Annotated in this window: 13 protein-coding genes and 2 other annotated features; of the genes, 12 read left to right on the plus strand and 1 reads right to left on the minus strand. The window is 48.6% G+C overall.

Annotated elements, in window-relative coordinates:
* Positions 1–20: 20 nt before the first annotated feature.
* Genes UCI88_RS06345 through UCI88_RS06355 form a run of 3 tightly spaced genes read left to right on the plus strand, consistent with a single transcriptional unit; the run spans position 21 to position 3,115 of the window.
* Positions 21–1,280 (plus strand): hydroxymethylglutaryl-CoA reductase, degradative, encoded by a 1,260-nt coding sequence (locus UCI88_RS06345; protein WP_302357101.1) that lies wholly within the window; start codon positions 21–23, stop codon positions 1,278–1,280.
* Positions 1,281–1,298: 18 nt separating this feature from the next.
* The gene (locus UCI88_RS06350) at positions 1,299–1,742 is read left to right on the plus strand and encodes a hypothetical protein (protein WP_065360986.1); all 444 of its coding nucleotides are present in this window, start codon (positions 1,299–1,301) and stop codon (positions 1,740–1,742) included.
* On the plus strand, positions 1,739–3,115 hold the full coding sequence (locus UCI88_RS06355) for a tripartite tricarboxylate transporter permease (RefSeq protein WP_218055549.1): 1,377 nt from the start codon (positions 1,739–1,741) through the stop codon (positions 3,113–3,115). Before UCI88_RS06350 ends, UCI88_RS06355 begins: the two co-directional genes overlap by 4 nt.
* A 175-nt stretch (positions 3,116–3,290) precedes the next feature.
* Here UCI88_RS06355 and ygiD read toward each other — a convergent pair whose 3' ends face one another.
* Complete coding sequence (gene ygiD / locus UCI88_RS06360) at positions 3,291–4,064, minus strand: 4,5-DOPA-extradiol-dioxygenase (RefSeq protein WP_044505332.1); 774 nt, start codon at positions 4,062–4,064, stop codon at positions 3,291–3,293.
* A 279-nt stretch (positions 4,065–4,343) separates the two neighbouring features.
* Between ygiD and folP the strand changes: the two genes are divergently transcribed.
* The 9 genes from folP (at position 4,344) to UCI88_RS06405 (ending at position 14,515) form a co-directional block, all read left to right on the plus strand.
* Positions 4,344–5,180 (plus strand): dihydropteroate synthase, encoded by an 837-nt coding sequence (folP, locus tag UCI88_RS06365; protein ID WP_256179621.1) that lies wholly within the window; start codon positions 4,344–4,346, stop codon positions 5,178–5,180.
* A 121-nt stretch (positions 5,181–5,301) separates the two neighbouring features.
* On the plus strand, positions 5,302–6,543 hold the full coding sequence (locus tag UCI88_RS06370) for an ATP-binding protein (RefSeq protein WP_256179622.1): 1,242 nt from the start codon (positions 5,302–5,304) through the stop codon (positions 6,541–6,543).
* 141 nt (positions 6,544–6,684) lie between these two features.
* Positions 6,685–6,925 (plus strand) — a binding site (T-box leader).
* A gap of 90 nt (positions 6,926–7,015) precedes the next feature.
* Positions 7,016–8,026 (plus strand): ketol-acid reductoisomerase, encoded by a 1,011-nt coding sequence (gene ilvC, locus UCI88_RS06375; protein ID WP_044505335.1) that lies wholly within the window; start codon positions 7,016–7,018, stop codon positions 8,024–8,026.
* Between the two features lie 55 nt (positions 8,027–8,081).
* Positions 8,082–9,779 carry a biosynthetic-type acetolactate synthase large subunit gene (gene ilvB, locus UCI88_RS06380; RefSeq protein ID WP_256179623.1) on the plus strand — a complete coding sequence of 566 codons (1,698 nt, stop codon included), beginning with the start codon at positions 8,082–8,084 and terminating at the stop codon, positions 9,777–9,779.
* On the plus strand, positions 9,776–10,279 hold the full coding sequence (ilvN, locus tag UCI88_RS06385; protein WP_044505336.1) for an acetolactate synthase small subunit: 504 nt from the start codon (positions 9,776–9,778) through the stop codon (positions 10,277–10,279). The genes ilvB and ilvN overlap by 4 nt, the downstream gene beginning before the upstream one ends.
* A gap of 44 nt (positions 10,280–10,323) precedes the next feature.
* On the plus strand, positions 10,324–11,976 hold the full coding sequence (ilvD, locus tag UCI88_RS06390) for a dihydroxy-acid dehydratase (RefSeq protein WP_044505337.1): 1,653 nt from the start codon (positions 10,324–10,326) through the stop codon (positions 11,974–11,976).
* A gap of 107 nt (positions 11,977–12,083) precedes the next feature.
* Entirely contained in the window at positions 12,084–13,097 is a 1,014-nt protein-coding gene (locus UCI88_RS06395) for a bile acid:sodium symporter family protein (RefSeq protein ID WP_044505338.1), read from the plus strand.
* Between the two features lie 101 nt (positions 13,098–13,198).
* The gene (locus UCI88_RS06400) at positions 13,199–13,876 is read left to right on the plus strand and encodes a DUF554 domain-containing protein (RefSeq protein WP_256179624.1); all 678 of its coding nucleotides are present in this window, start codon (positions 13,199–13,201) and stop codon (positions 13,874–13,876) included.
* Positions 13,877–13,939: 63 nt separating this feature from the next.
* Positions 13,940–14,515 carry a uracil-DNA glycosylase family protein gene (locus UCI88_RS06405; protein ID WP_256179625.1) on the plus strand — a complete coding sequence of 192 codons (576 nt, stop codon included), beginning with the start codon at positions 13,940–13,942 and terminating at the stop codon, positions 14,513–14,515.
* Positions 14,516–14,656: 141 nt separating this feature from the next.
* Positions 14,657–14,909 (plus strand) — a binding site (T-box leader).
* Positions 14,910–15,110 lie beyond the last annotated feature (201 nt).

Below are 15,110 nucleotides of genomic sequence, written 5' to 3' on the forward strand. Positions count from 1 at the left end.
TTAGTTAAGGAGAAATTATCATGAAAACAAATCAATATTCGGGATTTCACAAACTCACAATGGAACAACGGGCAATGGAAGTTGCTGAATTTTCAGACTTAACGGCTGATGAATTAAATACGATTACAAAGCCGGGAGCACTTTCCGATACAATAGCGGATCACTGCATTGAAAATGTAATTGGTACTTATCAACTGCCTATGGGCGTGGCTATGAATTTTATCATTGACGGACAGGAACGCCTCATTCCTATGGTTGTAGAAGAAGCATCTATTGTCGCTGCAGCTTCAAATGCAGCTAAAATGGCAAGATCTAGTGGTGGGTTTCATACCAGCTATACGGGAAATATTATGATTGCCCAAGTCCAAGTTGTAGGGGTATCAAATCCGTATTTTGCATGTCAGTCTATTTTACACCATAAAAAAGAAATTATTGATCAAGCTAATGCAAAAGATCCAGTATTGGTGAAAATTACAGGTGGAGCTAAAGATGTGGAAGTCCGTGTTATTGAAACGATTATAGGCCCGATGGTTGTAGTACACTTGATTGTTGATACGGGTGATGCTATGGGAGCTAATGCTGTTAATACGATGGCAGAAGCGGTAGCGCCATTGATTGAAAAAATTACTAAAGGAACGGTGAAGTTGCGTATATTATCGAATTTAGCTGCGTATCGGTTGGCACGAGCAACTGCTACTTTTTCTAAAGAGGCTATCGGTGGAGACTCTGTTGTTGATGGAATGATAGATGCCTATGCTTTTGCTGAAGCGGACCCCTTCCGGGCGGCTACCAGTAATAAAGGCATTATGAATGGAATGGATCCGGTTGTAGTTGCAACTGGCAATGATTGGCGTGGGATGGAAGCTGCAGCACACTCTTACATGTATTATAAATATGGAAAATATACCTCGATGACCCGGTGGGAAAAGGATGATGAAGGGAATCTGACTGGATCGATTGAACTTCCTATTATGGTGGGATTAGTTGGCGGTGCCACTAAAATTCATCCAGGGGCACAGACAGCTATTAAAATATTGGGTGTAAAAACGGCAGAAGAGTTAGCTCGTATTATTGCCGCGGTTGGTTTGGCACAAAATTTTGCAGCCATGCGTGCGTTAGCAACTGACGGAATCCAAAAAGGTCATATGAAACTTCATGCTAGAAATATTGCAACAGTCGCTGGAGCTACGGGAGATGTATTAGAAGCTGTCGTTGATAAAATGATTGCGGATAAAAACATATCTGTAGAATATGCCAAAGACTTGATTACAAGAATGTAATTAAAGGAGGTTCCCGCAATGAAAAAGACGTGTTTGGCTGACATCTGGGGTGATACGGTTGATCTGTATGACTTAGGGAAGGGAATCGTCATAGGAATTGTTATAAGCATTAGTTGTTATTTAGGAGCCCATGAAATAATTATTACACAGGCTCCGGAAATAGCACCTAAATTAGTTTCTGCATATTCGTTACTATTTGGGATTGGTGGATGCGTTATTTCTGCCGTCGTATCTGCAAAGTTATTTAAGCCCAAACGGACACTGAACGAAGAAGAATTTTCTGAAAAAGATCGGGACAGAGTATTGAACGAATTAAATGTTGATATAAGTAAGGAACAAGAAGAGTTAAAATATGCAGATGCCAAAGTATTGCAAGAAATGAAAGACTTGAAACTATATGAATTATTCTATGGACACGATAAAAATAAATCGTCGGAAGCCTTAAAAGGAGATGAAACATGATGGAGGGTTTTGTTGTCAGTGATTTATTGTGGGCTTTAGGGATGGCATTAGCTGGCGGCATCATTTTTTCCGGTGTCGGTTTAATTTCTGGCACGGATGAAACATCAACCATTGCTCCTCTTACCCTATTAATCGTTTTGTTAGGGGTCCCACCGGTAGCCATTTTTTCCTGGTTTATGGCCGCTGCGATTTCTAAACACATGGTACATGCCATCCCCACAGCTCTAATGGGGGTGCCGGGAGATACAATGGCCGTCCCCATGCTTGAAGATGCTTCTGTTTTGAGGAAACTGGGAGTTCCGCATATTGCTCTTCGTAAAATGATATCTGGCGGGATTATTGCTGCTTTTTTAGCCTTGCCAATCAGTGTGGGCTTTGCTTCTTTATTAGCACCCTTTGCAGATATTGTTAAAGCGTGGGCTCCCGTTGTATTTACTGTAGCAGCTATTATTATTGCCTATACTTCTCAAGGCAGATGGGCCAGTTTGTTTGCTCTGATTCCGTTCGCCTTCTTTGTCCAAGGGTTAAATAAAATGGCTATTGCAAGTATTGGGCATGGCGTATTTATTAGTATGTTTCTTGGGATTGCGATTGGTCCGATGTTTGCGGATTTAATGACCATATTATTCCCGGGATCGCGCCATCTTTTAGCAAGAAGTCAGGCACGAGAATTTTGGCTTGCTCCGGAGTTAAAAACATGGAAGGGATACTTTCCCAATCCAGTGAAAATTCTATCTAAGCATCAGATTTTATACAATGCGTTGACTGCGGCTGTTTCAGCACTTACATTTACGTTCAGCCCTGTTGGCATGACCGTTATGATGGGGGAATTTGTAGGTACCAGAATAAAAGGGTTATACCAACGGATGACGACAACGCTGGCAGTTATGAATGGCACGACAGAAGCCACTTATATTGCAGAAACGGTCATTCCTTTGCTTGCTTTTGGTATCCCACTCAGTCCCGTTGGATTGGGACCAGCAGCGCCATTGTTTAATGCACCGCCTGTTTTTTCAGCACAGCCGGTTCATAATTTACATAATTTTTTAACCCCTGTAGATTACTTGGTTTATGGTTATATTGGGTTGTTCGTTGCTTTTCTGGTTGCCTACCCTTTTTCGATGAACTATGCACGGAAAGCTAGTGCTTGGGTATTGAAACATGTTAGCCAGGAAGCTATTATCAGCATGTTTGCCGGTTTGATTGTCGTAATATCGTACTTTGAAGCAGGCCTGGTAGGTATTTCCATTGCTGTGACTATTGCTGTGTTTGGGGGTATTTTGAACAGATATTTTGGTGTCCATACAGGCGTGCAGTATATGGTCTATTATGCCTCGCCATGGCTTATGCTAACCTTGCTTGGAATAAAATAACCGGTCGTATAAAGTTGGTTATTTTAAGAAAATCAAAGCGGCATTGATGATATTGCATTCCATATCATACTTACGGGAACGCTAAATTATATTTCACACATAAAAAGGCGATTTACTCTGAAATAACAGAGTGAATCGCCTTTTGTATGATTAAGTCTTAAATATAGTTAAATCTTTAAGCCCACACGAAGCTGGCCATGGAGAGAGACCCCATGGTGCAGGTGTTGTTAAATACGGTGGCCGAATCTTCTCCGGCGGCGCCGAGACAGTAAAGCAGCGGCATATAGTGGTCCGGTGTAGGAACGGAGTAGGCTGCGTTTTCGTGTTCTTGGTAGTTGATGACGGCATCGATATTGCCGTTAAGGACGTTGTCTACGATGTATTGGCTAAAGTGTTCTGCCTGGTCGGAACCGCCGCGGTTGTTCCATTCGATTCGCCGCAGGTTGTGGACGATGTTGCCGCTGCCCCAAATCAGGTATCCCTGCTCACGCAAGGGGGCTAGTTTTCTCCCGATTTCGACACACTGTTCCGTTCTCAGATGGCTGTTTACCGAAAGCTGTACGACGGGGATAGAAGCATCGGGAAACATATGAACCATGACGCTCCAGGTTCCGTGATCGATGCCCCAGCTGTCGTTGATAGAAACGTCGCTGCCCAGGCGGTCACAGACTTCTTTCGTAAGGTCTGAACAGCCTCTGACGGGATATTTAAGCTGGTAGAGTTCTTCTGGGAAGCCGTACATATCGTATACTTGACGTGGTTTTTCGGCGCTTTGAATATATGTACCCGGCGCATACCAATGGGCGGATATGGCTAATATGGCTTTTGGCTTTTCCGGGCTGTTTAGAATGTCGGCGCCGATTCGCTGCATTTCGCGCGTAAGATCATTTTCATCGATGGCCAGCATGGGGCTTCCGTGTCCGATGAAGATAACAGGCGTCTTTTTCATATAACAAATCCCCCTTTGTCTTGTAATTCGTAAATATAAACCCCTTTTAGTATATCATATACATACTTTACGTCAACAAAGGGCCTTGTTTCATATATTCAATTGAGAGAAGTGTTTTACTGAAAAACAAGTGCCTTTTGAGAATGGCCTTATTGCCCGGAAGTCCTTATTTTAGTATACTACATAGTAACGTACAGGTTACGGACTTTTTTTAGGGATAACGACTGTGCGTCCTTTTGGGCGCCCGAGTTATCTCTTTTTTTTATAGGAGGAGTTACCATGGAAATTCGTCACTATCGCTGGAATGATGGAAAAACGCTGACTGTCGGAGAAAGAACGCTGATTATGGGGGTCTTAAATTATACGCCTGATTCTTTTTCGGATGGAGGCAAGTGGAATGATATCGACGCGGCCTTACGCCATATGGAAGACATGGTTGCCGATGGGGCCGATATTATCGATATCGGTGCTGAATCGTCCCGCCCGGGCTTTACGCCGATTTCGGCGGCTGAAGAAATTGAACGATTGGAACGAATACTGCCCCGCCTCGTCGATGCTTGTCCGGTGCCCGTTTCTGTCGATACGTATAAAGCCGAAACGGCAGACTATGCCATGAGCACGGGAGCCCATATCATGAACGACATTTGGGGCCTGCAGTATGGGCCGGAACCGGGGAAAATGGCTTCAGTTGCTGCAAAACACGGCGTCCCCGTCGTCGTCATGCACAACCAGGACAGCACGGAATACGGCGACATCATAGGCGATATGAAGCGCTTCTTTATTCGTTCGTCCATGATTGCCGACCGGGCCGGGATGCGTCAAGACCAAATCATTACCGATCCGGGCATCGGTTTTGGCAAGACTTTTGAACAGAACGTCTATGTCATGAAGCATCTGCGCGAATTGACGGTCCTGCCGTATCCCATGCTGCTGGGGACGAGCCGCAAGGGCTTTATCGGAAAGATCCTCGACCTGCCCGTAACGGAGCGGATGGAAGGGACGGGGACGACCTGTGTGGCCGGAGTCCTTTCGGGATGTACTATCATGCGTGTTCATGATGTAAAACCTATTGTTCGTATGTGCCGCATGGCCGATGCCTTAGTGGATAACTTTTGATAAAAATTGTATTATTTATGCATAGATGGTGATCTGCTTCTTGACCGCTGTCCATTCTGGAAGTATAATAGCCCAAATACTGCGGACGTCAAAAGCTGTGCCGCAAGGGGGAGATGGTTCTATGAAGTGTGAAAGTTTACGAGGCCTCGTCGTTTGCCGGGATTTTTTGAAGGATCCTGTCATCAAGGCCTTGATGGATGTTCAGGAAGATACGGATCAAGAGGCTTCGTTTTCACGGCGAGCCGGTGCGGCCGCCTTATTGGAAGCGGCTGAACGGTTGGGGCTTCAGGGCAATGTGCTGCGCCAGTATTTTTTATACCTTTTTTCTGAGGGACGTACGGTAGCTGCCGATGTTATGGAACGGGTCGGTACCGCAGGTACGGGACTGACTCGGGCTTTGGCTTTCGATATGAAACTGATATTTCCGTACTTACAGCGTCAGCCTTCTGACTTCTTTGATATCGAATATTTAGATGATTATGAGCCGGCTTCCGTCACAAACGACGCCTGCATTCGGTCCTTAGAGAAAGCTTTTCAAGGGGCGGATACGCCGGAAAAAGCCACGGCCGTCCTGCTCGATTACTATGCCGCCTTCGGCCGCGGGAAACTTGCTCGTTTCATGGCCTTTCGGTTGTCTGATGACGGCCAGCTCATCGGGATTGAAAATTTCCCGCACCTCGATTGGAATGATCTCATTGGCTATGCTGCCCAGAAGGAAAAACTCATGGCCAATACAGCGGCTTTTGTCAGCGGGAAAGAAGCGAATAACGTTCTCCTTACGGGATCTCGCGGTACGGGCAAGTCGACGGCAGTCAAAGCCTTGGTCTCACGATATCATGAACAAGGACTGCGCCTGGTTCAGCTTCAGCGTGACCAGCTTCAGGGACTACAGCCCCTGATGGAAAAGTTGGGCGCTATCGGCAGCAAGCGTTTCATCTTGTTTCTCGATGACCTGTCTTTTGATGAAAATGAAGCGTCTTATAAGTACCTGAAATCGGCCATGGATGGTGGTGTTACGCCACAGCCCAAAAATGTGGTTATTTATGCAACTTCCAATCGCCGTCATCTGCTCAAGGAGACCTGGCATGACCGCAATGATGAATGGGAAGAAGTCTACCGTGACGATAACACCAATGAAGCCATTTCTTTATCAGACCGTTTCGGCCTCATCCTTCATTACGCAGCGCCGACGCAGGATGAATATCTGGAAATCATTGGCCATGAATTGAAAAAAGCCGGCATTGATCTCGCTCCGGAAAAGCTGCGAATCGAAGGGCTGCGCTGGGAGATGGAACATTCCGGCCGCAACGGGCGGATTGCCCAGCAATTTGTGAAATGGTACCTCAACAATCGGGACTCCTAAAAATATTAGGAAGTCAAGCGTTTAACTAAAGAATTTCAAATTAATTTCAAAAAAATCATTGACAAACGAGGCGTCATTTTGTAGAATGTGTTCAAGCTTTTCAAACGAGCCGAACTGATAAGGGCTCGCAAAAGCATAGAGTAAAATCTGATGACGGGAAAGAGTAGGTCCTTCGGATACTTTCAGAGAGTCGGCGGGTGGTGCGAGCCGATAGTGAAGATCGATTGAAAATCATCCCTGAAGAGGAGTGCTGAAGTATACTAAGCACTGACGACTTTTCCACGTTATAGGAAACGCGTATGTTGGTACGTTGTAGAGAGCCTGGCGCAGCAATGAGCCGGGAATCAGGGTGGTATCGCGGAATAAAAACTCCGTCCCTCATAGGGATAGGAGTTTTTTTGTTACCTCTTTCGACGCATCTCTAAATTCCAACGAGAATAAATTATTTTATACTCAAAGGAGCGATGTTATTATGGCAAAGGTTTTTTATGATCAAGATGTAAATTGGGATGTCATGAGAGGTAAGAAGGTAGCTGTCGTCGGTTATGGCAGCCAGGGTCATGCCCATGCCTTGAATTTGAAAGAAAGCGGCGTAGACGTCGTCGTCGGTTTGTACGAAGGCAGTAAATCTGTCGAAAAAGCAAAAAAAGCCGGCCTTGAAGTCAAGACCGTTGCCGAAGCCGTTAAAGAAGCGGACGTTACCATGGTCCTCATTCCGGACGAAAAACAGGCGGATGTCTATGCTTCTGAAATCGCTCCGAATTTAAAATCCGGCAGTGCCCTTGCTTTTGCTCACGGCTTTAACGTGCACTTCAAACAGATTGTCCCGCCGGCTGACGTCGATGTCTTCATGGTAGCTCCGAAGGGACCCGGTCACCTCGTTCGCCGTACCTTTGTAGAAGGCGGCGGCGTTCCGGACGTATTCGCTGTTGAACAGGATGCGACGGGAACTTGTTTTGATTTAGCCCTGGCTTATGCCCGCGGTATCGGCGGAACGCGTGCCGGCGTCATCCAGACGACGTTCCAGGAAGAAACAGAAACGGACCTCTTCGGTGAACAGGCCGTTCTCTGCGGCGGGATCTGCCAGCTCATCACCAACGGTTTTGAAACGCTCTGCGAAGCAGGGTATCAGCCGGAAATCGCTTACTTTGAAACCTTCCATGAAATGAAATTGATCGTCGACCTCATGTATGAAGGCGGCATGGCCAAGATGCGTAAATCCATCAGCGATACGGCGGAATATGGCGATTATACGGCCGGCCCCCGCGTCGTAACCCAGGCTTCGAAGCAGGCCATGAAAGACGTCCTCAACGACATCCAGTCCGGTGCCTTTGCCAAAGATTGGCTCCTCGAAAACAAGGCCGGCGGCCGGGCTCACTTCTTAGCTATGCGCCGTCAGCACGCGGAACATCCTCTCGAACAGGTCGGTGAAAAGCTTCGCGCCATGATGCCCTGGCTCCACAGCAACGATCAGAACGACTAATTTCTTCATGGTCCATAGACCATGCTCTTAATGACATGATAACGAGGTGAATAGAATGAACATGACCGGCGCACAAGCTGTCCTTGAATGCTTAAAGCGAGAAGGTGTAGATGTCGTATTCGGCTATCCCGGCGGAGCCGTCCTAACCTTATACGACGAATTATATAAAGCGCAGTTCCCTCATATTTTGACGGGACATGAACAGGGAGCTGTTCACGCTGCCGACGGTTATGCTCGAGTGACGGGGCGCACCGGAGTCTGCTTTGCAACTTCCGGCCCGGGAGTCTGCAACATGGTGACCGGCATTGCGACGGCCAATATGGATTCTATTCCCTTGGTTATCATCAGCGGTCAGGTCGCGACGCCACTCATCGGCCGTGACTCCTTTCAAGAAGCTGACATTTCCGGTATCACGACGCCCATTACCAAGCATAATTATCTCGTAAAGGACGTCAAAGAATTGCCGCGGGTCTTGAAAGAGGCCTTCTACATCGCTTCGACAGGCCGGCCGGGACCGGTCCTGGTCGACATTGCCAAAGATGTCTTCGACACGTCCTTTGAATTTGAATATCCAAAGGATGTTCACCTTAGAGGTTACAGCGGCAATCAGGAAGGCTGCCAAGACGATGTGGTCCGTGCCGTTAAGTCCCTGGCTAAGGCAAAACGGCCGGTCCTCCTCACCGGCGGTGGTGTCATCTTATCGGAAATGGCAGAAACCCTGCGCACTATTGTGCAGCCGCTCGGGATACCGGTCGTAACGACGCTCATGGGGAAGGGCAGTATCCCTGATGATTGGGATTGCCACTTGGGAATGGTCGGCATGCATGGCTCTTACGCCGCCAATATGGCCGTTACCCAGTGCGATTTGCTCCTTGCCGTCGGCGTCCGCTTTGATGACCGCGTTACCGGCGACGCTGCGAATTTTGCGCCGCAGGCAACCATCGTCCACTTCGATATCGATAAGGTTGAAATCAATAAGATCGTCCATGCCGATATCAGTGTCAACGCCGATCTTCGCTGGTCTCTGCCGCGGCTCTGTGAGGGGCTGAAACCTTATGGACAGTCCCTTTATGAAAGATATGAAGGGTGGCGGCACGTCGTTTTGTCCATGAAGAAGGCCCATCCCTTTGCGACCCGTCATCTGGAGGGAACCATCTCTCCGCAGGCGATTTTTAATGCCGTTCAGGCTGCGACCGATGAGGATACTATCATCGTTACCGACGTCGGCCAGCATCAAATGTGGTCGGCCCAGTTCTTCAACCTGAATAAACCGCGGCATTTCGTTACCTCCGGGGGACTGGGGACGATGGGGTACGGCCTTCCGGCAGCCATGGGTGCTAAAATCGGCTGTCCTTCATCTACGGTCGTCCTCTTTACCGGCGACGGCAGCATCATGATGAACTGTCAGGAATTTGCCACACTCCATAAGTACGGTGTCGACGTCAAAGTCGTCGTTCTCCACAACAACGTCTTGGGCATGGTCAATCAGTGGCAGCGCATGTTTTACAGTGGTCACTGTTCGCAGTCGGTCATTGCCGACAATCCGGATTTGACGGCCCTTTCAGCAGCCATGGGTGTTCCCGGCTCCTGTGTCCGCAATCCGGAAAAACTGGATGAAGCCGTATCCTGGTTATTCCAAACGGAGGGACCGGCCCTGCTCGATGTATTCATTCCGCCTGATGAAAATGTGTATCCCATGGTTCCCGGCGGAAAACGATTGGATCAAATGGTATTGGGAGGTGAAGGCCAGTGACGAAACAGCACCTGGCACTACTTTGCGACAATAAGCCCGGCGTACTGACACACGTCGCCGGCCTCATCAGCCGCAGAGCCATTAATATTGAATGTATTAACGCCGGGTACACGGAGGAATCCGATGTGACCCGCATCAATATCGTCGTGTCCGTCGAAAACCGATGGGAACTCGACCAAGCCGTTAATCAACTGTCAAAACTCATCGACGTCATCAAGGTGGTAAACCTTGATGACGCCCCCTTTGTCAGTTATGAACTGGCCATGATCAAGATACGGAGTCTGACGCCCGAAATCCGGGAAGAATTGACCAATATTGCGAATTTGTTCAAGGCTAAGATTGTCGATGTCCAGCGACATTCGCTGACCATGCGCATTACAGGCCGGGAAGATCGTATTGAAGCCTTGCTTGAAATGCTGAAAGACTATGAAATCATTGAAATTGCCCGGACGGGCCAGATTTCTCTCTCTCGAGGGGAAACGGCCGTGAAGGATATGTAATAGATATGCTGCTGCCAGTACGGTATAAAGAGAGGATGGATATTATGCGCAGTGATGTTGTAAAAAAAGGGGTTACCCGAACGGCCCATCGGAGTTTGTTCCATGCCATGGGCTATAGTGATGAGGATTTGAAGAAGCCTTTGATCGGCATCTGTAATGCCTTTAATGAAATTATTCCGGGGCACGTCCACTTAGGCGAAATTGCCCAGGCCGTTAAACTTGGGGTAGCCGCTGCCGGCGGTACGCCTATCGAATTTCCGTCTATCGGCGTCTGTGACGGCATCGCCATGGGTCATCGGGGCATGAGTTTTTCCCTTTCGAGCCGCGAGTTGATCTGCGACTCCATCGAAGCCGTAGCGACGGCTCATGCTTTCGACGGCTTGGTCCTCATTCCGAACTGCGATAAAATCGTGCCGGCCATGCTCATGGCTGCGGGCAGACTCAACATCCCGACTGTCGTCGTCAGTGGCGGTCCCATGCTGGCCGGTCGCTATAAGGGCCGCAATATCAGTGTCAGCACGATGTTTGAAGCCGCCGGCAAGGTCGAATCCGGCCAGATGACGGCTGAAGAAATGCATGAAATGGAATTTCACGCCTGCCCGGGCTGCGGTTCCTGCTCCGGCTTATTTACGGCCAATACCATGAACTGCATGACTGAAGTCTTGGGCATGGGCCTTCCCGGCAACGGGACGATCCCCGCTGCTTATACGGGCCTTCGCCGCATGCTGGCCAAAAAAGCCGGTGAAGTCGTCTTGGACCTCGTCCGCCGCGATGTGAAGCCTCGGGATATCATGACCCTCGAAGCTTTTGAAAACGCCATTGCCGTCGACATGGCTATTGGCGGTTCTACCAACACGGCCCTGCACCTGCCGGCCATTGCCCATGAAGCTGGGGTACAGCTGTCCCTCGACGAGTTCGATGCCATCAGCCGCAAGGCTGCCTATATCTGCAAGATGAGCCCCGGCGGAACCTATCATATGCAGGACCTCGATGAAGCCGGCGGTATCTGCGCCGTCATGAAGGAAGTCTCGAAGTTGGGCTTGATTCACACCGACGCTAAGACCATTACCGGCACCGTAGGCGACCGCATTAAAGATGCGGAAGTCCTCAATCGGGATGTCATCCACTCCGTCGACAATGCCTATATGAATAAGGGGGGGATTGCTGTCCTTAAAGGGAATTTAGCACCCCTAGGATCGGTTATCAAAGAAAGTGCTGTCGATGAAGACCTCTTGGTCTATAAGGGAACGGCCAAGTGCTACGATGCTGAAGAAGATGCTATCGAAGCTATCATCCGCGGCGACATCAAAGAAGGGCACGTCGTCGTCATCCGCTATGAAGGGCCGAAAGGCGGGCCGGGCATGCGAGAAATGCTCAATCCGACGGCAGTCATCACCGGCATGGGCTTGAAAGTCGCCCTCTTGACGGACGGCCGCTTCAGCGGTGCCAGCCGCGGTGCCTGCATCGGCCACATTTCACCGGAAGCGATGGAAGGCGGTCCCTTGGCCTTAGTTCACGACGGCGATACGATTTCTATCGACATTCCGAATCGTAAACTGGAACTGGAAGTCAGCGATGAAGAACTCGCTAAACGCCGAGCTGCTTGGAAGCAGCCGGAACCGAAGGTCAAGACGGGCTACTTGTCACGGTATGCTAAGCTTGTTACGTCGGCCAATACCGGCGCTGTCATGCAGTAAGACTGAATGCTATCTCCTGCTTCCGTGCCCTTCGCTTATGCTGCGCAGGGAATGGGGCAGGAGATTTATTTTATCTGAATATAAAATAATATGAAAAGGGGCTTATTATGAAACAGGTTTGTGCTCTCATCGGTAAGTTTTTTGGCGTCATCGCCATCATCTTTCTCATCATCGGCCTTACGATGCCGACGAGCTTTTCTTGGGTTTTAGGCCATGTCGGCGGCATTTCCGTCTTGTCGGTTCTCTTGGGCATCATCATGTTTGGCATGGGCATGACCATGAGCGCCAGCGATTTCGTCCTCGTTTTGAAGCAGCCTAAGGACGTATTTTTCGGCGTTTGTGCCCAGTATTTCGTCATGCCGTTCCTGGCCTTCGTCCTGGCGACCGTATTTCGCCTTGATCCGGCTCTGACGGCAGGCGTCGTCCTCGTCGGGACCTGCCCGGGCGGTACGTCGTCCAATGTTATCACCTTCATGAGTAAAGGCGACGTTCCCTTATCGGTCACCATTACCAGTATTTCGACCTTATTGTCTCCGGTCTTGACGCCCCTCTTGACGTATCTGATCATCGGTCAGCGTATTTCCTTTAATCCTGTCAGCATGTTCTTATCCATCGTACAAATCGTCATCGTTCCTATCGCCTTGGGGCTTTTAGTCAAGCGCTTTCTGCCGAAGCTTGCCGGAGCTGCTCTCGACTATCTTCCGGCCGTGTCAGCCATGGCTATTTCCTTCCTCATCGCCGGTATCATCGGTGCCAGCCGCGATTCCATCCTCAACAGCTCGGGCCTTATCCTGTTAGTCGTCATTTTGCATAACTGCCTCGGCTATGCCCTGGGATTCTTTATCGGTCACCTCTGCGGCATGAGCTGGAAAAAGATGGTTGCTGTATCCATCGAAGTCGGCATGCAGAATTCGGGCTTGGCCACGGGGCTTGCCAAAACCCATTTTGCCGCCCTTCCCATGGCAGGGGTCCCCGGCGCGATTTTCAGCGCTTGGCACAATATTTCAGGGGCAGGCCTTGCGTATCTCTATGTCAACTACCTGAATAAACGTTTTGATGATAATTATGAAGCAGATGACAGGCAGACGACAGGTGCTTCGCTGTCGCCGGCTCATAAGTAATGGCGTAAACGTATTTTGTTTTATAAAAAGGTGTTGCTTGATGTTCGGCAGCACCTTTTTTTGCTATAATGAACGTAGTCTAAAAGTCAGGAGGCAAGTTTATGATCGGTGTTATTGTCAACGCAGTGACCTCATCCCTGGCGGCAGTTATTGGGGTCGGATTAAAAAATCGGATATCTGAGCGATTTACGACTCCCGTTCTGTGGGTCATCGCCCTGGGACTGGCGGCTATGGGGATTCAAGGGGCCGTCCAAAGTCAGAATATGCTCCTCGTCTTGGCCAGTATGATTATCGGTACGGTCCTCGGGACGGCCATCCGAATTGAAGACCGGATGAATCAATTCGGGGAATTCCTTAAAAAGCATTTGAGCCGCGGCGACGATTCTAAATTCGTCAAAGGGTTTGTGACCTTGTCCATGATGGAGACCATCGGTGCGATGGCTATTATCGGACCCATTCAGGCCGCCCTGGGGAGCAACGACTTACTCTATTTTAAAAGCGCTATCGACGCCGTATCGTCTTTTATTTTCGGCGCCTTATACGGACTTGGCGTCGTCCCCGTGGGGATTGTACTTTTTGTTTATGAAACGATATTCTATGTATTAGCGACCTTCTTGCTGCCGCTGATGACACCCGATGTCGTCCGCGAACTCAATGCCGTCGGCTGCCTCATGATTTTGGCCATTGCCCTCAATCTGCTTCAACTGACGAAATTTAAGGTCGCTGACTTTTTGCCGGCCTTATTCATACCCATCATATACTACAGCTTTTTGATATAATCTTTTGTGGGCAGAGATCTGGAATCAGGTTTCTGCCTTTTTATCGAATGGAGGGAATATGTTATGAATTTGCAGGACATCATTGATAAACTTCGCCAAGATGAACGGAACAAAGACTATACGGAACGGGGGATTGACCCTATCTTTCAGATTCACGAGGAAGCCAGAATCTTGATCATCGGACAGGCTCCGGGGCGAAAGGTAGAAGAGTCGGGCATTCCTTTTCATGATAAGTCCGGGGAAACCCTGATGGAATGGATGGGAATCGACTCCTCTGTTTTCTACTCAACAGCCGTTTCCATCATGCCCATGGACTTTTACTACCCCGGCAAGGCGAAAACAGGCGATAAGCCGCCGCGCAAATTCATTGCCGCTGAATATCATCCTGATATTTTATCTCTCATGCCCGACCTGTCCCTGACCTTACTGATTGGGAAATACGCTATGGATTACTATTTAAAAGGAAGGAAGGGGCGTAACCTGACCGAGACGGTAAGAAACTTCGAAGCCTATTTGCCCGATTATTTCCCACTCGTCCATCCCAGCCCGCTGAATTTCCGCTGGCAGGCATCTAATCCCTGGTTTAAAGCCGATGTCGTGCCGGTTTTACAGCAAAAAGTGGCGGATATTTTGGCATAAATAATTATTTACCTTAAGTTAAACGTTATAATAAACGGCATTACATTTTGTAAAACTTAACTTAATGATAAAACATGGAAATATACTTAATAATCTATTGACGACTGATTCCAATGGCTGTATAATTACAACAACAAATACAGAACAGTGTTGAATGGAAGAAGTAATGTCGGGAACGCCATGACAGAGACCTGCTGAAAGCTGAGAGGCAGGATGGAATACGGACATGAAAAATCATCCAGGAGCTGCTGCCCGAACGCAGATTTGCCAGTAGACGCAGCCGGCAGGCAACCGTTATCCAGCCAGGCATTGGAAGGGAATATCCGGAGATGCTGGAAAAGTGGTCGTTATGACAATAAGAGTGGTACCGCAGAGTGAAGGCTTTGTCTCTTTTTTAGAGGCAAAGCCTTTTTTTGCTCCATCAAATCCGTTTGCGTATTTGTATACTATTTAATGTAATGTGAAAGGATGTGCCTTACTATGATGGATTTCATCGGAAAATTAAGCGGTTTTGTTGGGAAGAATTTAACGTATATCGTCCTCGTCGTCGTTGTGGCAGCTTACTTTATGCCCAGTGCCTTTTTATGGGCCGTGC

The organism is Megasphaera massiliensis (genome assembly GCF_036305205.1).
In the GTDB taxonomy this organism is placed as follows: domain Bacteria; phylum Bacillota; class Negativicutes; order Veillonellales; family Megasphaeraceae; genus Megasphaera; species Megasphaera massiliensis.